Origin of the sequence: Enorma shizhengliae (assembly GCF_009676995.1) — a bacterium.
GTDB classification, from domain to species: domain Bacteria; phylum Actinomycetota; class Coriobacteriia; order Coriobacteriales; family Coriobacteriaceae; genus Enorma; species Enorma massiliensis.
Genome location: NZ_VTFZ01000002.1, coordinates 94,277 through 116,601, shown reverse-complemented (window position 1 = coordinate 116,601; position 22,325 = coordinate 94,277). Strand labels below are relative to the sequence as shown.

The 22,325-nt window shown below is 63.2% G+C and carries 22 protein-coding genes and 1 tRNA gene; 9 read left to right on the top strand and 14 right to left on the bottom strand.

The features are described 5' to 3' along the window. The first annotated feature begins 221 nt into the window (after window positions 1-221). Window positions 222-590 (top strand): PIN domain-containing protein, encoded by a 369-nt coding sequence (locus GJE22_RS02905; RefSeq protein WP_144687737.1) that lies wholly within the window; start codon window positions 222-224, stop codon window positions 588-590. 148 nt (window positions 591-738) lie between these two features. On the opposite strand, the gene GJE22_RS02900 is transcribed toward GJE22_RS02905, so the two are convergent. Continuing rightward, entirely contained in the window at window positions 739-1,245 is a 507-nt protein-coding gene (locus GJE22_RS02900) for a GNAT family N-acetyltransferase (protein WP_328592318.1), read from the bottom strand. Between the two features lie 76 nt (window positions 1,246-1,321). Here GJE22_RS02900 and GJE22_RS02895 point away from each other — a divergent pair, with 76 nt between their 5' ends. Beyond that, on the top strand, window positions 1,322-1,696 hold the full coding sequence (locus GJE22_RS02895) for a heavy-metal-associated domain-containing protein (protein ID WP_186297378.1): 375 nt from the start codon (window positions 1,322-1,324) through the stop codon (window positions 1,694-1,696). 89 nt (window positions 1,697-1,785) lie between these two features. Further along, window positions 1,786-2,400 carry an HD family phosphohydrolase gene (locus GJE22_RS02890; protein ID WP_144687734.1) on the top strand — a complete coding sequence of 205 codons (615 nt, stop codon included), beginning with the start codon at window positions 1,786-1,788 and terminating at the stop codon, window positions 2,398-2,400. Window positions 2,401-2,653: 253 nt separating this feature from the next. Here the strand turns inward: GJE22_RS02890 and ndk are convergent, their stop codons facing one another. Then, window positions 2,654-3,064, bottom strand: a complete 411-nt coding sequence (gene ndk / locus GJE22_RS02885; RefSeq protein WP_019128561.1) for a nucleoside-diphosphate kinase — start codon at window positions 3,062-3,064, stop codon at window positions 2,654-2,656. A 39-nt stretch (window positions 3,065-3,103) separates the two neighbouring features. Next, entirely contained in the window at window positions 3,104-4,396 is a 1,293-nt protein-coding gene (locus GJE22_RS02880) for a glutamate-5-semialdehyde dehydrogenase (protein WP_144687733.1), read from the bottom strand. A gap of 105 nt (window positions 4,397-4,501) precedes the next feature. Here GJE22_RS02880 and GJE22_RS02875 point away from each other — a divergent pair, with 105 nt between their 5' ends. Beyond that, complete coding sequence (locus tag GJE22_RS02875) at window positions 4,502-6,067, top strand: alpha/beta fold hydrolase (RefSeq protein ID WP_144687732.1); 1,566 nt, start codon at window positions 4,502-4,504, stop codon at window positions 6,065-6,067. A gap of 203 nt (window positions 6,068-6,270) precedes the next feature. Further along, window positions 6,271-6,627 carry a hypothetical protein gene (locus GJE22_RS02870; RefSeq protein ID WP_144687731.1) on the top strand — a complete coding sequence of 119 codons (357 nt, stop codon included), beginning with the start codon at window positions 6,271-6,273 and terminating at the stop codon, window positions 6,625-6,627. 59 nt (window positions 6,628-6,686) lie between these two features. On the opposite strand, the gene proB is transcribed toward GJE22_RS02870, so the two are convergent. The 8 genes from proB to GJE22_RS10020 all read right to left on the bottom strand — a co-directional run bounded on the left by proB (window position 6,687) and on the right by GJE22_RS10020 (window position 15,294). Further along, window positions 6,687-7,811: a glutamate 5-kinase gene (gene proB, locus GJE22_RS02865; RefSeq protein WP_144687730.1), complete on the bottom strand. Its 1,125-nt coding sequence runs from the start codon at window positions 7,809-7,811 to the stop codon at window positions 6,687-6,689. Window positions 7,812-7,931: 120 nt separating this feature from the next. Beyond that, complete coding sequence (locus tag GJE22_RS02860) at window positions 7,932-9,455, bottom strand: nicotinate phosphoribosyltransferase (RefSeq protein ID WP_144687729.1); 1,524 nt, start codon at window positions 9,453-9,455, stop codon at window positions 7,932-7,934. 70 nt (window positions 9,456-9,525) lie between these two features. Continuing rightward, window positions 9,526-9,951: a hypothetical protein gene (locus tag GJE22_RS02855; protein ID WP_144687728.1), complete on the bottom strand. Its 426-nt coding sequence runs from the start codon at window positions 9,949-9,951 to the stop codon at window positions 9,526-9,528. Window positions 9,952-10,241: 290 nt separating this feature from the next. After that, on the bottom strand, window positions 10,242-11,189 hold the full coding sequence (locus GJE22_RS02850) for a radical SAM protein (RefSeq protein ID WP_144687727.1): 948 nt from the start codon (window positions 11,187-11,189) through the stop codon (window positions 10,242-10,244). Beyond that, a complete protein-coding gene (locus GJE22_RS02845; protein WP_186297377.1) occupies window positions 11,186-11,803 on the bottom strand; it encodes a GNAT family N-acetyltransferase in 618 nt (205 codons plus the stop codon). The genes GJE22_RS02850 and GJE22_RS02845 overlap by 4 nt, the downstream gene beginning before the upstream one ends. Window positions 11,804-11,908: 105 nt before the next feature. Beyond that, window positions 11,909-11,984, bottom strand: a tRNA-Ala gene (locus GJE22_RS02840). Window positions 11,985-12,865: 881 nt separating this feature from the next. Then, the gene (locus tag GJE22_RS02835; protein WP_144687725.1) at window positions 12,866-14,626 is read right to left on the bottom strand and encodes an alpha,alpha-phosphotrehalase; all 1,761 of its coding nucleotides are present in this window, start codon (window positions 14,624-14,626) and stop codon (window positions 12,866-12,868) included. Between the two features lie 131 nt (window positions 14,627-14,757). Beyond that, the gene (locus GJE22_RS10020) at window positions 14,758-15,294 is read right to left on the bottom strand and encodes a PTS sugar transporter subunit IIA (RefSeq protein ID WP_268878513.1); all 537 of its coding nucleotides are present in this window, start codon (window positions 15,292-15,294) and stop codon (window positions 14,758-14,760) included. Window positions 15,295-15,714: 420 nt separating this feature from the next. Between GJE22_RS10020 and GJE22_RS10215 the strand changes: the two genes are divergently transcribed. From GJE22_RS10215 to GJE22_RS02815, 4 genes are all read left to right on the top strand, one after another. Next, on the top strand, window positions 15,715-15,990 hold the full coding sequence (locus GJE22_RS10215; protein WP_235895758.1) for a UTRA domain-containing protein: 276 nt from the start codon (window positions 15,715-15,717) through the stop codon (window positions 15,988-15,990). Between the two features lie 997 nt (window positions 15,991-16,987). Next, the gene (locus GJE22_RS02825) at window positions 16,988-18,238 is read left to right on the top strand and encodes a glycosyltransferase family 4 protein (protein ID WP_144687723.1); all 1,251 of its coding nucleotides are present in this window, start codon (window positions 16,988-16,990) and stop codon (window positions 18,236-18,238) included. A gap of 77 nt (window positions 18,239-18,315) precedes the next feature. Continuing rightward, the gene (trpS, locus tag GJE22_RS02820) at window positions 18,316-19,365 is read left to right on the top strand and encodes a tryptophan--tRNA ligase (protein WP_144687722.1); all 1,050 of its coding nucleotides are present in this window, start codon (window positions 18,316-18,318) and stop codon (window positions 19,363-19,365) included. A 209-nt stretch (window positions 19,366-19,574) separates the two neighbouring features. Then, entirely contained in the window at window positions 19,575-20,414 is an 840-nt protein-coding gene (locus GJE22_RS02815; RefSeq protein ID WP_144687721.1) for an HAD-IIB family hydrolase, read from the top strand. A gap of 433 nt (window positions 20,415-20,847) precedes the next feature. Here GJE22_RS02815 and GJE22_RS02810 read toward each other — a convergent pair whose 3' ends face one another. The 3 genes from GJE22_RS02810 to GJE22_RS02800 all read right to left on the bottom strand — a co-directional run bounded on the left by GJE22_RS02810 (window position 20,848) and on the right by GJE22_RS02800 (window position 22,250). After that, complete coding sequence (locus GJE22_RS02810; RefSeq protein ID WP_144687720.1) at window positions 20,848-21,069, bottom strand: DUF6485 family protein; 222 nt, start codon at window positions 21,067-21,069, stop codon at window positions 20,848-20,850. Window positions 21,070-21,084: 15 nt separating this feature from the next. Then, on the bottom strand, window positions 21,085-21,408 hold the full coding sequence (locus GJE22_RS02805; RefSeq protein ID WP_144687719.1) for an MGMT family protein: 324 nt from the start codon (window positions 21,406-21,408) through the stop codon (window positions 21,085-21,087). A gap of 113 nt (window positions 21,409-21,521) precedes the next feature. Continuing rightward, window positions 21,522-22,250 (bottom strand): B3/B4 domain-containing protein, encoded by a 729-nt coding sequence (locus GJE22_RS02800; RefSeq protein ID WP_144687718.1) that lies wholly within the window; start codon window positions 22,248-22,250, stop codon window positions 21,522-21,524. Between the last annotated feature and the right edge of the window lie 75 nt (window positions 22,251-22,325).

Genomic DNA, 22,325 nt, shown 5'->3' with positions numbered 1-22,325 from the left:
AGACGCCAAGGCTCACCTAAGCGATCTGGTTGCTACGGTCGAACGAACCGGTGAAGCCTGCATCATAATGCGCTATGGGCGCCCGGCAGCATGCATCGCGCCGGTACCAGAAGAGCGTGCGGTACCGGCAAAGCGCGCAAAAGGCCTTCTAGCCCCATACGCGGACGATAGCAAGCGCGCGCTTGAGAAGAGCGCATTCGAGCGAATGATGGTGGAGAAGCATGGAGAAGTTGCTTGATGCCAACGCGGTTCTCCGCTACCTCCTCGAAGACATTCGGGAGCAATCGGATTGCGTCGCCGAAACAATAGAAGCAGGTGCCGAGGTTACCGTCGAGGTGCTGGCCGAGTGCGTATATGTGCTCTCTGGCGTGTACCACGTCAGCCGTTCGGACATTGCCGAGAGCCTTGGCATCCTGCTCGATGAGGTAACATGCCGCCGTAAACGCGTTGCCGCCGCAGCCCTGGGCCTTTACAGCGGAAGTTCGTTCGACTTCGTCGATTGCGTGCTGGCAGCCGAAGTTGCCGAGAACGGGCGAGAGGCCCTCACATTCGACAAGAAGCTGCAAAGCCTCCTTAGTCGTGTCGCGTGAGGCGATTCCGCCGCCCGACCGATTTAAGGCGATCTCCTCCGCCGCCCGACCGATTGCGCGCACGAAGACCGGCTCACGGCAGTTGAGGGCTGCGCTTTATGCAGGTGCCCTGCAGCCGCCTCGCCCCCCTCGGCTTCACACCATCGCTTTACAGGCTCCGCCGCAGGTAAACCATATCTTTGAGCAGAACGCCTGCCTCCACGATCGGGTGGTCGTAGTTGTCGATGAAGAAATGCTCGATGCGGTGGTGGCGCACGAAACCGCATGCTTCGTAAAAGGGCACCGTGAGTGGGCTGTCCCCCGTACCCACCTGCAGCGTGTCATAGGTGCCCTTCGCGTTTCGCGCGATGAACTCGATGAGCGCGCGACCGAGGCCACGGCGCTGGTAGGCTGGATCGACAGCGAGGTTCTTAATCTCGAGCACGCGGTCCCCTTCATCGGTTACCACGCAGACCCCAACCGTCTTTCCCGCTATATCGAGGGCAAACATGGTGCCGCGCCCCAGATAGCGGTCGATCATATCCTCCTGCTCGTCGGCAAGCAGAAGCAGCTGAAGGTAGTCGCGCTTGGAGCGCTCAGAGACGCGTCGGATGTTCATGGCGTCATTGTACCAACGCGTCATGAACGCTGCCCGATCATCTTGATTGCAACACATCATCGGAAGAATGTTAGACTTATATTACTTTTTTTCGGCAAGTTTCGCGTCACTCTGAAGAATCATGGAGGCAAGCATGGTCGACTACCTTATCGTTGGGACCGCTTTAGCGCTCGCGGTTTTTATTCTCGCCCGGCAAGCGATACGCATTGGGCGCGGCGGAGGCTGTGGTTGCGAGGGCGGAGGTGCCCAGCCTGTCCGGCAAAGGCAACGCCGTGCACGCCATATCGATGCCAAACGCTACCCATATGCACTTGAGCTGCAGGTAGACGGCATGCACTGTGAGAACTGCGCCCGCCGCATCGAGGATGCCCTTCAATCGCTCGACGTCATCGCTGAGGCAAAGCTACCCGGTACGGTCATCGTGCGCAGTAAGCATCCGGTCGACAAGGAGGCATGCTCGAGGGCAGTGCGCGAAGCGGGATACGAAGTGGTTGAAGCGCAGATATAGGCATGGCCAGCCGCATGCGCCGGCAGGCAACTCCCCCTCCATATGTTGTCCTATAATGAGCACACTCGACACACGACAAAGGGGGATTCATGGCAGAGAGGCTTTCCGCCGGTATGACGCGTGACGAGGCGTTCGCGCTTCTGACCGAGCACAACAAGGATGCCTTCCATATCGAGCACGGCGAGACCGTTGAGCAGACCATGCGCTACTTCGCGCGCGAGTTCGATCCCGAGAACGAGGAGTTCTGGGGCATCGTGGGGCTGCTCCACGACCTCGATTGGGAGGAGCATGACGACGAGCCCGCCATGCACACCCTCTACGCCACCCCGCTCATCGAGGCGGCCGGCGGAACACCCGAGCTCGTCCGCGCCATCCAAAGCCACACCTCGGATTTCAACCCCGAGCTGCCAAAGCCGGAGCTCCAGATGGAGAAGATCCTCTTCGCCACAGAGGAGCTGACCGGCCTCATCGGCGCCGCCATCGTGATGCGCCCCAGCAAGAGCGTTATGGATTTCAACGTTAAGTCGCTCAAGAAGAAATTCAAGGATAAGCGCTTTGCCGCCGGCGTGAATCGCGACGTCATCCGCTCCGGCGCCGAGATGCTTGGCTGGGAACTTGACGAGCTCTTTGCCCGCACGATCGAGGCCATGCAGAGCTTCGCGCCCGATCGCGACACCTTCGGAAAGGAAAACACCGAAGCCTAGGCATACCCAAACGCTGACAAGATGCCGGGCCGGGTTCCGCTGCGCAACGGAAACCGGCCCGGTTTCTGCTTTAGCAGCACGTATCCTGAAAATGGCGCGCAATCCCTTTTAATACACCCACTAGTCAGCAAAAAGCCCCGCACCAGCACAATAAACCGCTTCCCATCTTTTGGAGCATTATTTCCCTGTCCAAGAAATGGAAAGCGGTTCAGTGCACGGGTACGGAGCAATCGCTCAATCCGCTCTGTGACGCTTATTCCTCGCCGAAGAACAAAGCGATTTCGCGCTCGGCAGCCTCGGGGGAATCTGAGCCGTGAATCACGTTCGCCGCAACGTCGAGGCCGAAGTCGCCGCGGATGGTGCCCGGTGCCGCGTCGATGGGATTCGTCGCGCCCATGAGCGTACGCATCTTCTTGATGGCGCTCTCGCCCGAGACGACCATCTTCACAACCGGTCCCGAGGTGATGAAGTCAACGAGCTCGCGGAAGAAGGGCTTCTCCACATGCTCGGCATAGTTCGCCTCCGCCTGCTCCTCGGTCAGCACGGCGAGTTCCATGCGCTCGATGGAAAGGCCGGTACGCTCGATGCGCGCGATGATGTCGCCTACGTGGCGCTCCGCCACAGCGTTCGGCTTGATCATGATATAGGTGCGCTCCAGGGCCATGGTATCTCCTCTCAATCGTTTGGCAAATTGTACCCTACCTTATGGCCTAATTTGCCCCGCCCCACGAATCTCGTATTTATACGTGGTAAGCGCCTCGGCCGCGAAGGGTCCGCGTGCGTGGAGCTTCTGGGTGGAGATGCCGATCTCGGCGCCCAGGCCGAACTCGCCGCCGTCGGTGAAGCGCGTGCTCGCATTGGCATAGACCGCGGCAGCGTCGACCTCGGCAAGGAAGCGCTCGCATGCTTCCCGGTCCTCGGCAACGATGGCCTCAGAATGATGCGTGCCGTGCGCATTGATGTGGGCAATCGCCTCGTCTAAGCCGCTCACGCACTTGACGCTCATCTCGAGGGCAAGATACTCGCGATCCCAGTCCTCTTCCACCGCGGGAACGAACCGCTCGCCCACGACGGAATCGGCCTCCGCGACCGCCGACGCAGCAGCATCGCCATGAATGGTGACCCCGGCTCCGGCCAGGTCCCGCAAGATGAGCGGCAGGAACGCGGGCGCAACCGCTTCGTCCACGAGGAGCGACTCGGCGGCGTTGCAAACTCCCACGCGCTGGGTCTTCGCGTTCATCACGATCGCGCGCGCCTTATCGAAATCTGCGCTCTCGTGCACGTAGATATGGCAGTTGCCCGTCCCCGTCTCGATGACCGGCACCTGCGCCTCGCGCACGCAACGGCTGATGAGCCCCGCGCCGCCGCGCGGGATGAGCACATCGACGATGCCGCGCAAGCCCATGAGCGCACCCGTGGCGGCGCGGTCCGTGGTCTCGATGATGGAAACGGCCTCCCGGGGGAAGCCCTGCGCCTCCACAGCGTCGGCGAGCGCATGGGCGATGGCCACGCATGAGCGCTGCGCGATGGAGCCCCCGCGCAGGATGCAGGCGTTGCCCGTGCGGATGCAGATGCCCGCGGCGTCGGACGTCACGTTGGGGCGCGCCTCGTAGACCATGGCCACAAGCCCCAGAGGCACGCTCACGCGGGTAAGGTCGAGCCCTTCACTGATGGTGCGGTGCTCGAGCACGCGCCCCACGGGATCGGGCAGGCCGGCCAAGGCCTCGAGCCCAGCCGCCATGCCCTCGATGCGATCAGGGGTGAGAAGCAGCCGGTCCAGGAGCCCCTCGCTCGTGCCCGCAGCGCGGGCGGCCTCCATATCTTGGGCGTTCGCGGCAAGAATCTCGCCCGTGCGGGCCCGGAGCTCTTGGGCCATGGCGCGCACCGCCGCTATGCGCTCGGCATCGGTGGCGCGGCCGAGCGGCAGGCTCGCCGCCTTGGACGCCTTCGCAAGCTCGGTAACGTAGCGTGGGATATCTTGGATGTCGTGGGACATGGAACTCCCCTTCGAATCGTTCTCGTAAACTCGTATTGAGTGTACCCTGTTGTCAGCAATCACGCTGTCACGTTCCGCACAGCGCCGCGTACCCGAGGAGAAACCATGACCAAACTCGCCAGCTACTATGTTCCCGGACTCTACGTCGAGGACTTCTCGATCGATGTGCCGCTCGACTGGCGCGGGCTCGAGCCGGCAACGCTCGCGGTGGGTATCGGCGTGCGTCACGGCGCCTTCCCCGACCCCATCCCCGGAGCACCCGAGAGCATCAAGCTCTTCTATCGAACCCTCTGCGATCCCGAACATGCCCACGATGACCTGCCGCTCCTCGTCTTCCTGCAGGGAGGGCCGGGCGGCGAGGGGCCGCGCCCCACCTCGCCCACGGCAGACGGATGGATCGCTGAGGCCATCAAGCACTTCCGCGTGGTGCTTCCCGACCAGCGCGGCACGGGCCGCAGCTCGCGCGTGAGCGGGCAGACGATGGCGAGGCTCGCGGCGGCATGTGGCGCCGACATATCCCACGGCGCGGGTGGAACCGCAGCCGGCACGGCCATGGCTGCTGACAAGGACGCTGCGAGCGCCGCGCGCGACAACGCGGGAACCGAAGCAGAGGCCGCTACGCCCCCGGCCGAGGGCACGCCTGCCGCCACCGCCGCTCGCGCGCAGGCCGATTTCCTCAAGCGCTTCCTCGCCCGTTCCATCGTTTACGATTTCGAATATCTGCGCCTCACGGCCTTCGGGGGAAGACCGTGGACGACGCTCGGCCAGAGCTACGGCGGCTTTCTCACCCTCACTTACCTCTCGCTCTTCCCTGAAGGCGTAGCGGCGAGCTTCACCTGCGGCGGCATCCCACACGTGCCGGCGAGCGCCGCTGAGGTCTACGCTCACACGTTTCCGCGCATGGCCGCTAAGACCGGGCAGTACTACGCACGCTACCCCGAGGACGCCATGCGCGTGGCCGCGGTGGCGGACCGTGTTGCCGCAGGCGGCGTGACCCTGCCCGACGGCAGTCCGCTCACCGTGGAGCGTCTACAGCTCCTGGGCAGCGATTTTGGCATGAAGCCGAGCTTCGAGCGGATGCACTGGCTCTTTGACCACGCGTTCGAAGAGGGCGACGGCTCGGTGCCGACAAAAGACCCCGCGGGGCTGGCGCTCTCGGACGGCTTCCTCATGAGCGTGCTCGAGCGTACGAGCACCGCAGCCAACCCGCTCTACTGGACGCTCCAGGAGTTCATCTACGCTGACGGCATGACCAAGCCCATAGGATGGGCGGCCGAGCATGAGAAGGCGTCGCGCGCGGCGTTCGACACCAGCGAACGGCCGCTCCTCTTTACCGGCGAAGCCTGCTTCCCCTGGATGTTCGCCCAGATGCCCGAACTCAAACCATTCGAGGCGGCGGTTTCACTCCTCATGGAAGACGACCAGTTCGACCGCATCTACGACCAGGTGCGCCTTGCGGCCAACGAGGTGCCGCTCCAAGCGGCCGTCTACTTCGACGACATGTACGTCGACTCCGGCCTGCAGCTCGACACGCTCAGCCGTGTGGGCGCAAGCCACGCATGGGTCACGAACGAATTTGAGCACGACGGCCTCCATGGCGATGCCGTCTTCAAGTATCTCTTCGAAGAGGCCCTGAACCGCGGAGACCTCGAGCGGGCCCTCCGCTCATAACGTGAAACCGGGGACAGAGGCTCTCGACCGCAACGCTGTGGCAGGGGCTTTCACATCGTTGCGGCACCCCGCGCACATAGGCGAAATCGCCTCTGTCCTAGTTTTGCAAAATCGCCTCTGTCCTAGTTTTGCATGGCGTCCGGACACGGCACTCGAACGCGCACGGAGAATCCACGCCATGTTCGCTAGCAAAATGCAAACGGTTGTTCGATACTAGTGCCATGGACTATGTGACGACGACATCTGGGGAACGGCGGCGCATCCACCGCGAGTACGTCGACGTCGTGGCCCGGTTCGGGCGCGACGGCGCGATCGAGCCCGTGTGCGTCGCATGGCGGGACGGCCGTAGCTTCCCCATTGACGAGGTGCTTGAAGCCGGTCGCTTTGGCGCAGAGGCGGGCGGTCGGCAGATGGCGCGGTACCGGGTGAGGCTCGGCAGGCACGAAACCGACCTGTATCTCGAACGGCGGGGCGCACAGCCCGCCCTGGGAACCGATGAGAGCCTGCGCTGGTGGGTCTACGCCTACGATCAGGTTAAGCCCGGCCACGCCCCCGCATAGACGGGCCTTGAGGCCATGTCCTAAAGCTTGGGACGGCAAAACAGGCCGCCCGAAAACGGCTAGGCGAAAACGATGAGATTATCCCGGTGAATGGCGGGGCGGCCGGCGAGGGCCTGGAGCAAGTGGTTCCCGGCGATCTCTCTCTGCTGGCGGCCCGCAGCAAGCTGCAGCTCATCGGAGCCGGCCTCAGCGATGCCTCGCGCGAGCACGAAACCGCCCGCATCGCGCACATCGAGTACATCGCCCGCCTCGAACTGCCCCTCAACTGCCGTGATGCCCACCGGCAGAAGCGACGAACCGCGCTCGACGAGCGCCCGAGCCGCCCCGTCGTCCACCGTAACCGAGCCATGAGCCGCATCGCCGAGTGCGATCCAAAGCTTGCGCGGAGCGATGTCCGTGCGCGCATGCGGCGGCACGAAGAGCGTACCCACCTGTTCGCCGCGAGCCAGGCGCGCAAGCGCCCCTTCGTCCGCGCCGCTGCAGATCACGCTCGGAATACCCGCCGTCATGAGGATTCGGCTGCTTCGAATCTTGGTAATCATTCCACCCGTACCCACCGCGCTCGATGAATCGCCCGCAGAAGCGATGATCGCCGCATCGATCTTCTCGACGCGCGGCACGAAGCGGGCATTGGGGTCTATGGACGGGTTCGCGGTATAAAGCCCCTCGATATCCGAAAGCGTAACGCAAAGATCGGCCGAGACGAGACAGGCCACGAGCGCCGCGAGCGTGTCGTTGTCGCCGAAGCGAATCTCGTCAACCGAAACGGTATCGTTCTCGTTCACCACGGGCACCACGCCGAGCTCCACGAGCCTGGTGAGCGCGTCGCGCGCATGCAGGTACGACTGGCGGCGCGCCGTGTCATGGCGGGTGAGAAGCACAAGCGACGTGGCAAGCCCACAGGCGCGGAACTCCTCATCATAGGCCGCAGAAAGCACGCACTGCCCCACCGAGGCGCAGGCCTGCAGGCTCGGCATGTCGGCAGGCCGGGTGCTAAACCCGAGCACCGGCGCACCGCACGCGATGGCCCCCGAGCTCACCACGACGAGATTCCACCCGAGCGAGCGCAGCTCGACCGCCTCATGCGCAAGCCGCGCGATGAAGGAGCGGTTCACGCCTGTACCCGGCTCGGTCACCGTGCTCGAACCGATCTTCACGACCATGGTCTTGGCAGCAGCGGGCATGGCATCTCCCATCAGATTTTGCATAAGCGGTTACAACGGCCAGGCTGGATAGTATCACGTCCGAGGCCATCCAGCCGGGTCGCGGGCGATAACGATGCCGAGCGACCGGACCGCGCGCCGCTACCGCCTCGTCTTGGGAGCCTTCCACGGCATCGCGGAGCCCGCCTGCTCCATGCGCTCACGCACGAGCTCGTCTCGCACGCGCGCAAGGCCGGACTCCATGCCCACGATATAGGACTGCGGGTACAGGAAGCGCTTGTACTCTTCGTCGAGGCCATCGATGGCCGCCGCGCAACGAGCGCGGGCATCGGCGATTGGCTCACGCGGGGCAACGGCGCTGCCGCCACGCACCACGGGAGCGAGCAGCTCCCGGTACGGCATGCCCGCCACGCTCGTTACGAGCGCGGCGTCATTCACGGCCACGAGCGTCGTGCCGCGGGCCTCGCCCTCACCCTCCATGAACGCCTCATCGTAGATGAGGTCGCACACGGGGCTGCCCGACTCGTCCATATAGCGACGCACCTGCTGAACGCCAGGAATCGTGCGCTTATAGGGCTGCTCGGAAAGCTTCACCACGGGCGTCCAGCCCTCGTCACCGGGGTCGCGGCGCGCGGCGAGCTTGTAAACGCCGCCGAGCGCTGGCTGATCGTAGCAGGTCGCGAGTTTGGTGCCCACGCCGAACGAGTCGATGGGCGCGCCCTGGTCCAAGAGACTCTGGATGGTGTACTCGTCAAGGTCGTTGGAAACCGAGATCTTCACGTACGGCAGGCCCTCCTCGTCGAAGCGTCCGCGCACATAGGTCGAAAGCTTCGCCAAGTCGCCGGAGTCGATACGGATGGCGGCAAGCCGCTCGCCGCGCTCCTCCATCTCATGTGCCACGGTGATGGCGTTCTCCACGCCCTCGCGCACGTCGTAGGTATCGATGAGGAGCGTACAGTTGTTGGGGCTCGTGCGCGCGAAAGCGCGGAACGCTTCGAGCTCGGAATCGAAGCTCATCACCCAGCTGTGCGCGTGCGTGCCGAAGACCGGAATACCGTACTTGCGCCCGGCAAGGACGTTCGAGGTGCTCGAGCAGCCGGCCACGTAGCTCGCGCGGGCCACGGCCATGCCGCCATCGGGTCCCTGAGCTCGGCGCAGGCCGAACTCCGCTACAGGGCGTCCCTTCGCCGCCTGGACCACGCGCGCGGTCTTTGTTGCCACGAGCGTCTGGAAGCCAACCGTGTTGAGAAGCGCCGTCTCGAGCATCTGGCACTCGAGCGCCGGGCCGCACACGCGTACCATGGGCTCGCGCGGGAACACGAGCTCGCCCTCGGGCACGGCGTCGATATCCACATGCATACGGAAGTTGCGCAGGTAGTCGAGGAAGCCAGGCTTGAACAGCGCGCCGCCCGCCGGCGCTTCGAGCGACCCAAGGTAGGCGATGTCCTCGTCGGTGAAGCGAAGGTTCTCCACCAGATCGGGCAGGTCGGAGGTGCCGCACATCACCGCGTACGCGCTCCCAAAGGGATGGTCGCGGTAGAATGCGGTGAAGCAATCCTCCTCGTCCACCTTGCCGCTCTCCCAGAGCCCCTGGGCCATGGTGAGCTCGTAGAGGTCCGTGAGGAGCGCTACGTCCGTGGGGCGCGATTCGTCCGTCAAAGCCATGTTGATCCGCTTCCTTTCCTATCGCGCGGTGCGGCACGGACCACGTAGGCTCGGCCGCAGGCAGAATGTGCTATCCGAGCATGCCGAGGTTGCTTAGGGCGATATAGGCGACTACGCACAAGGCGACAACAAGACAGATGCCGATGGTGATCTTCTGGGCAGGCGGCATCGAGGGCATGCCGTCATCGTCCTCGCCCTCCGAAAGCACCATGCGCTCGCCGAATGTTCGCTCATGGGTCTTTTTCCCGGTGGACCCGGAAGGAGCACCGTGGGCGGCCTCGCCGGCAGCGAGCTTCGGCGCTGGAGACGCCGGCGACGCGGCGGGCTCGGCCGCAGGCGCTTCCTCAACCTCACGCCGCTCGGCACGGAGCGCCTCAAGCTCGGCGCGCTCACGACGTGCGCGCTCCTGCTCTTCGCGATGCGCTTTCTCGGCGCGAAGCGCTTCGAGCTCGGCCCGCTCCTCATCGGTAAGCGGACGAGCATCTCCATCTGCCATGAGTGGTCCTCTCAAAAAGGCGGCACCGTGCCGCACGGGCAATCATCGGGTTGAAGTATACCCCGCTGTGTCACGTCAAATGAGGAACAGTCCCCAATTTGACATTCCCGGGCAATGTGCAAGTTTTGGGCACTCCAGAAGCGATTCCTTGAATACACGAAGACAATACGCCAAAGAAATAGCAGGTAGATGAATTGCCGGTCTTCCGTATACTTTGAAGATGCCCCGCGAAGTGCCCAAAACTTGCATTCAGCCAAATCCGAGAATGCCGAAAGGCCCCAATCGGCACCCTATCGCGCATCCGCGCGCTCAAGCACGCCCGTGGTATCGAAGGGCGGGGTGAAGCTCTCGTCCACCGCTCCGCCTTCTTGCCAGAACATCTGCGTGAACCCGAGGTCGTCGGCATGATCGAGCACGCGCTCGTACTCCTCCCGGGTAACCGCGCGGGCGAGCTCGCCACCCGCCGCGCGCATCGCAGCATTCGGCGTGTATTGGTTCATGACGGAAATGGGGACGTCGCCAACCGCGTCCCAGATCAAATCGAGCACGCGGCAAGAATCCTCGGCATGCCCCGGCAGCACCAGATGGCGCACGATGATCCCGCGCGTCCAGGTGCCATCTGCGCGAGCGGCTCCTCCCCCATGGCGCTCAAGCTGCCGCGCCATCTCAATGAGCGCGCTCTGGGCGACTGAAGGGTAGTCAGGCACATGCGAAAGAGCACGACCCAGCCCGGCATCGGCATACTTGAAGTCGGTGAGCCAGATATCAACGAGATCGTCCAGCTCGCGCACTGCCTCCACGCGCTCGTACCCGCTCGTGTTGTAGACGATGGGGATAGCGAGCCCCTGCGCACGGGCGGCAGCGATTGCCTCCGGCAGCAGATGCGCATAGTGAGTCGCGGTCACGAGGTTGATATTGAGGGCGCCCTGATCCTGGAGCTCCAGCATGATCTGGGCGAGTCGCTCGGGCGAAACATCGATGCCGAAGTTTCCCGTCGAAATCTCGTGATTTTGGCAATAGACGCATTTGAGCGGACATCCGCTGAAGAACACGGTGCCCGAACCCTCCTCGCCCGAGATGGGCGGCTCCTCCCAAAAGTGCAGCGCCGCGCGAGCAAGCCGCAGCGTGTCGGTTGCCCCGCAAACGCCACACTCGCCCGCCGCTCGATCTGCACGACACCTGCGCGGGCAGAGTTCGCACGCGCTAAGGGTTGAGGGAAGCAATAGAGAGCGCGTCATCGCTTCTCATCTGTCTCGCGCAGGTCGAGCTCCATGAGATGCGAGGGGTGCCGCAATCCGCCCCCGACCTCGATATCGAAGATGCCAAGATCGGCAAATCCCGCACGGCGATATGCCGAAATCGCAGGGGCGTTGTTGTCGAATACGTCGAGGCGGAGAGACCATGCACCGCGCGAGCGCGCCTCCCTAACGGCAGCGCGCAACAGGGCCCGGCCGACGCCGCGCCCGCGGGCCCCTGGCGCCACGGCGAGCAGGTGAATGACGGCCACGCGGCCAGAGGGGGCGTCAACGAGCCAGGACGCGAGGCTGTAATCGGCCCCTTGCCGAGCATCGAGCACAAACGCGCCAAGCACCGACGGCTTGCAGCCGAGGCCTGCGACAGGCCGGCCCGCTTCGCACTCGGGCCCATCGTCAACAAGCTGTTCTTCTGGAGCTTGTGCTGTGGCAACGAACAGATTGCCCGAGTGAGCCGCTTCGAGCAGCCCCTCGTGGGTCGGATGCACGCCGAAGTCCCACCAGACGTCGTGGGGAGCACCGTTCATCTCGTCGGCGACATCCCGATAGAGCCGCTCGACAGCCAGAAGGTCGTGCTCCGTTGCAGCAACGATATCCATGGCGCCCCCGCCCCGCATCCCGCCGCGCCACCCGAGGCAGGATGCAAAAAACGATTAAAACAAACGAACCCGCAGGCACTCCTACGGGTTCGATTAAATTGCTTGTGGTGGAGACGAAGGGAATCGAACCCTCGGCCTCTGCCATGCGACGGCAGCGCTCTCCCAGCTGAGCTACGTCCCCAAGCAGAAAGATATTCTACCAAGCCGCGGGCGAGTGTCAACAGACAATTTGGATCTCTCCCGCGGGAGCGTGTGAACCTCGAACTATGATGCCCTTAACGCAGCGACGGTGCCCAGCCCGAGCACCGCACCGGCCCGAGCACCGCACCAACCCGAGCACCGCACCAACCCAAGCGGCCACGCCATTCAGCCTGGAACCGCAGGGGCTCCCAGCCCAAAGCGCCTGCCGCACACAGGCTTGCTCGAGCACGCTATATATGGAATTACGAGTGGTCGCGTTTTTCCGAATACGGCAGATTTGGAGTTGCGCGGACCCTGGGTTTGGTGAGCGTAGCAAATCTAGAGCTAATCGATGCCGAGATTTGCCGAGCACAGTAAACACGGAGTCATTGGAACCCGCCTCGCGCCCAGCGTACCAAATCCGGAATTACGAGAAACGTTCGACGCCCAGCGCGGCAGATTGGAAATTAAAGAATTGCGAGCGTTGCACATCTGGAGTTACGCTCCTGAGTGCAGCAAATATGGAGTTTTCGGCCGCGCCCCCTTCGCCCAGCGCTGCAAAAATGGAGTTATTAGCAGCGAGCGCAGCAGAACAGGAGTTAAGGCCACCTGCGGAGGCTGTTAACTCCATTTTTGCTGCATCGGTTGCGGATAACTCCATTTTTGCAGCGCTGAGCGAATCTCGGCTACGCGTAACTCCATATCTGCAGCGCTGAGCGAGAGGGCGGCCCCGGGCAAAGGGACAAGCCCTGGAAAGTGCGGAAACGGCACAATGGCGGATTCGACAAACGAAGGATAGCCCTGTATTCGCAGCGCTCCACTTTCCCATCAAGCGCCGCGCCCCGCCGTTCCCGCCGGCATCGCCCTCGCCGGCCGCCGCATCTACCGCTGCACGAACACCACGGCCTCGAAGGGCCGGAGCTCAACCGACCCGGCAGCACCAGCGGCGGGCGCATCATGGTAGTTGCCCAGCACGCGCTCGAGCCCTGCGAGCTCAACCGCCGCTCCATCCGAGCCGCGCAGCACCGCCTCACACGGCTCGGCGTCGAACGAGCAGAGCACAACCGCCCGCACCGGCTCGCCCGCCGCACGCGCGGCATCGGCCGCCTCGCCCGAAAGCTCTCGCTCGTAGGCAATCACGCGTCTCGCTCCCGCACCGGCATCATAGAACCGCACGCTCCCTTCGCTCACTACGGAAAGCTCCTTGCGGAGCCGCACGAGCTCGCGATAGAACTCGAGCATCGACCCCGGCGCGTCCTCTTCGGCGGCAACGTTCACCCGCTCGTAATTTGGCGCCACCCCAATCCACGGTTCGCCGGTCGTAAAGCCGGCGTGCTCATCGGCGCTCCACTGCATGGGTGTGCGTCCGTCGTCGCGCGAGCGCTCGCCCACGATGCGCAGCGCCTCAGCCGGGCTCTTTCCCTCGTCCAGCATGATGCGGTAGTAGTTCTTGCTCTCCACATCCCGGTACTCCTCAATCGAGGCGTAGCCGGGATTGGTCATGCCGATTTCCTCTCCCTGATAGATATAGGGCGTACCCTGCATCAAGTGGGTGCAGATGCCGAGCATCTTGCCCACCTTCTCCCAACTGCTGCCCTCATAGCCCGCGCCGCCGCGGCCTCCGAAGCGCGATATCGCACGGGGCTGGTCATGGTTGTTCCAAAACAGTGCGTTCCAACCTCCGCCGGCCTGCATGCCCTCGCCCCACGTCTGGAACACCTCGCGTAGCCGCGCGATATCTGGATCCATGAGCTCCCACTTGTTGCCGCCCCGGTAATCCACTTTCAGATGATGGAAGTTGAAGACCATGTTGAGCTCGCGCGAAGCCGGAGCGGTGTATCGCACGCAGTCTTCGAGCGTGGTGGAGGCCATCTCGCCCACGGTAAGCATGTCGCCAATGCCTGCTCGCTCCACAAGCTCCTGCAGGTACTCGTGCACATGCGGGCCGTCGGCCACCACGCGCCGGCCGTTCCCGCCGGGAGCATCCTCAAAGACCTCCGGCTTGGAGATAAGGTTCACCACATCGAAGCGGAAGCCCGCCACGCCGCGGTCGCGCCAGGAGCGCACCACATCCACGAGCGCATCGCGCACCTCGGGGTTTGTCCAATCGAGGTCCGGCTGGCTCACATCGTGCATGTGCAGGTACCATTTGCCCAGGCGCGGCTCCCACTGCCAGGCGCTCCCGCCAAAGGCACATTGCCAGTTGCTGGGCGGCTCCCCAGGGTCGCCGGGGCCCGCGCTTCCCCGCCCGTCGCGCAGGATGTAGAAGCGCTGGTAGCGCTCATCGCCAGCAAGCGCCCGCTGGAACCAGGCGTGCTCCACGGAGGTATGGCAGAGCACCATGTCGAGCATGATGCCGAGGCCTCGCGCTCGGGCCTCGCGCACAAGCTCGTCGAAATCGTCCATCGTTCCGTAGACCGGATCTACCGCGCAGTAATCCGAGACGTCATAGCCGTTGTCGCGCTGCGGGGAGGGGAAGAACGGCGTGATCCACACATAGTCGATTCCCAGCGAGGCCAGGTAGTCGAGCTTCGAGGTGATGCCCGGCAGGTCGCCGATGCCATCGCCATCGCTGTCGCAAAAGCTCTTGATGTAGATCTGATAGGCCACGATCTTGCCCAGATCGCGCGTGCTTCGTGCCATTGGGCGAACGACCCCCTTCGATTCGTTGCCGGGCATGCCGCCATGACAACAGCGGCGGCATACCCGGCTTACTCTTGCACCGCCTCACGGGGCGCCCGGGCACGTGCGCCCCCAGCGCCCCGATTGCGCGTCTACGCCTGATAGCTCACCACGGAGGTCTCGCCCGCTTGGGCCTCGACGCCCGTCGTGAACGCGATAGCCTTCGCCGAGCCCGGCGCCGAGACCACGAAGGCTACATCCGTCGGATGCCCCGCCGCGCAAATCTTTTCCTGCGAGAACGTGAGGAGTTTCTGCCCGGCGCGCACGCGGTCGCCCTGCTTGACGGAGCAGGTGAACCGGTCGCCACCCATGGCCACCGTATCGATACCCACGTGAATGAGCAGCTCCATGCCGTTGTCGAGCGTGAGACCGACCGCATGGTTGGAAGCGGGCATGGTCACGGTCGCCGTGGCATCGGCCGGCGCCACCACGGTATCGGCAGACGGCGCGGGCGTGATGCAGAGGCCGTCACCCATGCACTTGCTGCTAAAGACCGGATCTGCCATCTGCTCGATAGAGGCGACCGAACCTGTCACGGGGCACACGAGCTCACCAGGGCCCGAGGCCGCTGCAGCAGAAGCCTTAGCCTGACCAGGCGCCTCAGCCGCTTCGGCGGAGGAGGCGGGCATCTCGGCCACGGCGGCGGCCGGCGCGGCCGCCTCGCCCGCCACGGCGTTCGCGCTCTCAAGCGCCACGAGCCCGCGATCCTCAGCCGAAAGCTTCTTCAGGCCCACGAAGTACGTCAGCGCAAACGCCACGACGATGGCGATCGCCATGCACACCGCGAAGATTCCCCAGAACTGGAACACGATGGAAAGGATGCCCGGGATGCCGCCCACGCCGATCGAGACCGCCTGCACGCCGAACCCGGTGCAGACCATCGCCGCGAGCGCGGATCCAATCATGCCGCACACCATCGGGAACTTGTACTTGAGGTTCACGCCGAAGAGCGCGGGCTCGGTAACGCCCAGGTAGCACGAGATGCATGCGGGGATGTTGATCTGCTGCGCGCGCTCGTTCTCGACCGCAGCTACTTTCTCGCATCGTTCGTGCCGGGACTTACCGCGGAGATTGCCGAAGGATCCATTTACGACTTCCTCGAAGGCGAGCTTGGCGTTGTGGTGAGCACGAGCAAGCGAACGATCACCGTCGAGCGCGCCACGCACCACGATGCGGAGATGCTCGACATCGAGGGCTTCGACTATCTTGCCGTCATGACGAGCCAAACCTTCGATAGCAAGGGCAATATGTTCGAGCACACCGAATCGCGGCACCGTCCGGACACCTTCTGCTTTCACGACACCGCCGTCCGAAGCGCCGTGTAGCGCATCGCGGGGCAAATGGCCGCCACCGCGTTGTCGGGCGGGATCAGGACACTGCGGGGGTTCGGGCACCGCAGGCGCTCGGGACAGCGAGCACTCTCGGGCGGGATCCGGACTCTGCGAGCTTTTCGGGCAGAATCCAGACATCGCGGGCGTTCTCGGGCGACATTTCGCCATTCTAGATGGCCGGAGCGTCCGAATGTCGCCCGAAGGCGCTGGCAGTGTCCGAATGTTGCCCGAAAACGGAGCATGCGTCCGAAAGACGCCCGGGAGCACGGACCCTGTCCGAACATAGCCCGACAACACCACGCGCGACAATCGACCGATTGTGTTAGTAGAGGACAAACCCCGCGCGGCGATCGACTGACCGCGTGGCGATCGACTGATTCTGTTGATAGAGAGCTGTGAAGAAAGCCCGGCCATCGCAAGCCGACGCAAAAGGACCGCACCCCGTTTATGCGTAAATGAACCCACCTCTACAAGGTGGGTGCCCTCATCGCCCGTTCCAGCTTCCTTAACAACGAAGGATGCCTGTACTGAGTACGACTGTGTGGGCTCCCTGAAAAAACGTGACGGTTCACCCAGTTGCTCCACGGGGTGCGGAACACCATCATCATATCGTGCCGAATACCGATTACCAGTCTTGACTTATCTCCCTTCGTGTTAGATGATGGGCGTGGTAACGTGCGTCGTCGCGTATCGCTATTTTCGCAGGTCATAACCTGTATTTAATCATCTCATATCAAATTGTGAATACCTATCGCCCGCTTGCGGGGCGCGGCCGCCGCGTCGCCGCCCGCTCGCCCCGCCGCCAGACCACGCCGCCAACACCCTCGCGCACACCAAGCGGCATCCTCTGCGCGCCGGTCGCGTATCTGCTGTGACGGTGAGGAATCGCCGCGACTGGCGCCCCACTTCCGCCTTTCCGGTATGATGTATCGCGTTATGCCCGCACGATGCGGGCGATGGTTATCGGACACGTCTTGGTGGTAGCGCCCTCATGGATTCGTTCTTCCCCTACATTTGCATTGCGGGCGCCGCATGTGCAACCACCTACGCCCTCGTGCCGCTGGCCAAGCGGCTCGCAATCCGGCTCGACGCCGTCGACTACCCCTCCAAACGCCGCATCAATAAGACTCCCACACCGCGCATGGGCGGCGTCGCCGTGTTCTTCGGCCTCGTCGTTGCCCTTATCCTGCAGGTTATCGGTACATGGTGTTGGGGCTGGCCCTCTGCGCTCGTCTCGCACCCGAGCATGCCCGTGAACTACTACATGCTCGCCGTGGCCTTTTGCATCATCTTTATCACCGGCGTCGTGGACGACATCGTAACCCTCAAGCCGTACGCTAAGCTAGCAGGCCAAATCGTCGCTGCAGGCGTCGCCGCCGCGGGCGGGCTCCTCATCGGAAGCATCGTCAACCCCTTCGTCGCGGGCGCCTTCATCGACCTCGGCTGGCTCTCCTACCCCATCACGATCGTCTACCTCGTGGCGTTCGCGAACATCATCAACCTCATCGATGGCCTCGACGGGCTTGCCACGGGCATCTCGGCAATCGCAAGCATCACGATGTTCAGCTTCTCCATCTTGGCCGGACGCACCGATGCCGCCGCGCTCTCGATCGCGCTCTTCGGCTCCTGCCTCGCCTTCCTGCGCTTCAACTTCCACCCGGCGAGCATCTTTCTCGGAGATTCGGGTGCCCTCACCCTGGGCTTTGCGCTCGGTACGGTGTCGCTGCTCTCGGTGAGCAGGACCGCTGCGCTCACATCGCTGCTCATCCCGCTCATCGTGGCCGGGGTACCCATCATCGACACCCTCGCCGCCATCGTACGGCGCAAGCGCGCGCACGTGAGCATCGGACAAGCCGACAAGGGCCACATCCAGCACCGTCTCATTCAAGAGGGCTTCGACCAACGGCAGGCAGTGCTCCTCATCTACGCATGGTCCATCATGCTCTCGATCGGTGCGTCCATCATCAACCAGGTTCGCATCGAGCTGCGCATCGTCATCTTCATCGTGCTGCTCGTCTGTTCGGCCGCCTTTGCGCTGCGCCTCCATCTTTTCGAGCCGGTGCTGCGCCACCACTACAATCCCAAAACCCATGAGGACGAGATCGTCACCCCCGACGACCCGGCCTTCACCGAAGCGAAGCTTGCCGAGGAGCGCGAGCACGAGCGCCGCCGTGAGGAGCGCCGCGAAGAACTCGAGCGCCTTCAGAGCCATCTGCGCGATAATGATGCCGCTGAAAAGTAAAGCCTCTTCCTGAGCGCGTTCGCCTACCTTACGAAGACGCAATGTGCCGGAACGAAGATGAACGAACGGAGTCGACCATGCCCAACGAACGCAGCTACGAGACCGCCTGCAAGCGCAGTGACGAGATTCGCGCCGACCTTCCGCTTCACCCTGAGAAGTACACGATGCTCACGGGCGACCGCCCCACGGGCCGTCTGCATCTGGGCCATTACTTCGGCACGCTCAAGGGGCGCGTCGAGCTGCAGGACATGGGCGTCAAGACCAGCGTGCTCATCGCCGACTACCAAGTCATCACCGATCGCGACACCACCGAGCACATCCAAGACAACGTCTACAACATGGTCATGGACTACCTGGCCTGCGGCATCGATCCGGGAAAGACCATGATCTACACGCATTCCGCGGTGCCGGCGGCCAACCAGCTCATGCTGCCGTTCCTCTCGCTGGTGAGCGAGGCGGAGCTGCAGCGCAACCCCACCGTGAAGGCCGAGATGGAGGCCTCGGGCCACGAGCTCACCGGGCTCCTCCTCACCTATCCGGTGCACCAGGCATGCGACATCCTCTTCTGCAAGGGCAACGTGGTGCCCGTGGGGCGCGACCAGCTGCCGCATATCGAGCTCACCCGCCTCATCGCGCGCAAGTTCAACAACCGTTACGGCAAGGTATTCCCCGAGGTCGATGCGCTGCTTTCCGATACGCCGCTCCTGCCGGGCCTCGACGGCCGCAAGATGAGCAAGAGTTACGGCAACGCCATCTCCATCTCCATGACCGCGGAGGAAACGGCGAAGCGCATCAAAAAGAGCCAGACCGATTCCGAGCGCATGATTACCTTCGATCCCGAGGGGCGCCCGGGCGTGAGCGGCCTGCTTTCGACCGCCGCCATCTGCACGGGCCGCGCGCCGGAGGAGATTGCCGAAGAAATTGGCATGGGCGGGTCTGGCCAGCTCAAGAAGTATGTAACCGAAGCTGTGAACAGCTACTTCGAGCCGATTCGCGAGCGCCGGCACGCCTTTGAGCAGGACCTCGACTACGTGAAGGACGTGCTCCACGAGGGCAACCGCCGCGCGAACGAGATTGCCGAAGCAACCCTCGCCGAGGTCCGCGAGGCCATGGGAATGGTGTACTAGCTAGTTGACGCTGCGCGCGCCCCAGGCGGGGGATCTTGCCGCTCACTCGTTGGGCGCGACCCCTAGGTCTACGCCCTCCTCGTTCACGGCAGCCTTCCTCGCCTGGGGCGCGCTCGCTGTCGTGAACTGGACCTAAAGTCCCTTTCATGCTGGTAACGTATAACAGAGAGTCCCATTCCCAAATCGTCTCTGGACCTAAAGGAGCGCCGATGTACAAGCTGATCGCAAGCGATATGGACGAGACCTTTCTCGACGGCGCGCACCGCATCCCCGCGGCAAACGTGGATGCGCTCCGCCGCCTGCGCGAGCTCGGCGTGCTCTTTGTGCCGAACTCCGGCAGACCCTATCAATCTATCATGGACAACTTCGCCGATGTCGATCAGTCGCTCATGGAAGGGTCCTATATCATCTCGTACAACGGCGGCTTCATCAACCGCTACGGCGATCCCGAGCCGCTGCTCGCCACCACCGGGGACCGTGCCTCGATCGAGCGCCTCTACGCATGGGGCGTCGAGCATCGCCAAGCGCTGCACCTCAATACCGCGAGCGGCGAGACCTATGTGCAGTTTCTCCCGCCAGAAGAGCGAGAGTACCTGAGGGGCTTTCCGGGATGCATCGAACTCGACGAGTCGGTGAGCAGCCTCGATGATTTCGTCGGCGATGAGGAGCTCATGAAGATTATCTTCATGGATATCGATTTCGATCGCTGCCGTCGGATAGGCGAGGAGCTTGCGCCCACCCTCGATCCCGGCAACGTCGCTATCACATACTCATCGAATCGCTATGTCGAATTTGTCCCCGCCGGCGTGAACAAAGGCACGGGCCTTGCGCACCTAGCCGAGCTCTTGGGCATCGACATCTCCGAAACGATTGGCTTTGGAGACGCCGCGAACGACCTCGACATGCTAAAGCGCGCGGGCCTCGGCGTTGGCGTTGCGAACGTCTCCGATGACGCCCGCCCCTTCTGCGACGTCGTACTGGATACCCGCGCTGAGGACGGTGCCCTAGCCGAGCTCGTCACGCGCGTCATCGAGCCGGAGCATCGGTAACAGAACCTACCTCGTCCGCCGGCAGAGCAAAACGCTCGGCAGATTGCGCGCACAGGAAGAGGCCCCTGCATCCCACGTGGACGCAGGGGCCTCTTCCTGAAGTACACCAATCGCACAGAGGGGAGGATGCGATCGAACACGCCGCGAGAGGTTTTCTCATCGCCTTTACCTCTCGGTCGTTGAGTTAACTTTAGTAAACTATACAGGTGTCGTCCAGATTCCTAGGGCACCTTCATAGGTCTTTCATAAGTTAGCTATAGCTTACCTTTCGTTTGCCGAAGCGATACGCACATGCGCCAAACCGCATTGACGAATTGGGATCCGTGTATTTGCCGTTTTGGAACGCAGAACGTCCAAATCGTAACCTCAATCGGCACTTCAGCCCGGCTTGATGGTACGTCGAAAAAGCGACCTGCCAACCAGACATCCAGCTTTAGGCACTCAGATGCTTCAGCGCGTGCTCGGCAAAGCCCTTGTAGGTCCAATCCTGCTCATCGCCGGGCAGCAAATCGGTCGAGATGTCCTTGAAGAAGCAGGTCGGGATCTCATGCTGCTTCAGGCATTTCGCAATGCACGGCGTGCAGCCAGAATTATGGTTGCACGGGTTATTCGGGCATGTATGGTCGGTGCAGGTGCAAAACGGTACGTTCGCCACGGCTCCCCCTCTTTGTCACGCCGTGCCCGCAGGCCAGCGGCACAGCCTCATATCGACATGCGTCTCGTCTTTGAAGGCGACTCCCTCGTCCTCAAGAAGCTTTCGTTGAGCTTCAGGACCGCCGAATGCGAACCCTTCGCAGATGCTTCCATCGGCGAACACCACGCGATGGCACGGCACCTCGCCGGGGCGCGGATTGCTATGGAGCGCAAAGCCCACGTAGCGGGCCTTGCGGGGCTCGCCCACCAGGCGGGCGATCTGTCCATACGTGGCAACCATCCCCTCGGGAATCTGCTCCACCATGTCGTACACGCGCTCGAAGAATCCCTCGCGCTCCATACGGACCTCCTCCCCCGCCCTCAGATGAGACAGTTGTGCCAGGCATGAGACAGTTGTGCCAGGCACGATTGTCTCTGAGACAGTTGTACCTGGCACAACTGTCTCACATGCTGCTAATCGGCGATGACGACCTCCGGGTTTTCCGCGGTCACGAGGGCCTTCACGCGAATCGTGGCACCCAAGTAGCGCTCCACGAGCTGAGCGAGCTCGTCGACGGCCGCCTGGCAGTCATCAGCGCGCTCCGGCTCCACGCACTCGATGATAAGGAACGCATTGCTCGATTCATCGGTAAGCGCCGTACGAACGCCATCGCGCCAGTTCCAGCAACGGCACACGGCTCCCGCGTCATCGCGGTAGCACACCTCTCCGGGAAGCGTCGGGTCGTCGTGCTCGTTTGCCCCGAGCGGCAGGAACGGGTCGCCGCCCTCTGTCACGCCCAGGCGCAGATCGCCTTCAAAGGCATCGATGTCCTCCCCGCCCACAGGCAACGCATATTTGAGCGAGATGGCGTTGTAGATATCCACCGAGGGCGTGATGCTTCCCACCGGATTGCCTTTGAGCACGCGCTTGAGCAGGTTCTCGATGGAGCAGCGCGCGCCCTTCTCCGTCTTGAAGGCCCGGTAGGCCTCGCGCCACGCACGCACCGGCTCATTCTCTGAGATAACGTCGCTCGTGATGAAGCGCTCGGCCTGCACGTTGGCTCGGTCGAGCAGGCGTTCGATCTCTTCGGCGTCGTCGGTGGGAACACTGGCCGCGGACTTCATACCCTCCGCGACGGCGATGCCGATCACTGCCTGGGGAAAGAGCTCCCAAAACGAATCCTCAACAACAAACCTCTTCATGTATGCCCACTCCTTTCGCAAGACGCTCTGCGGGCCGGCACGCCAGCAGGCGCCCAAAACGAACGAGCGCGCACC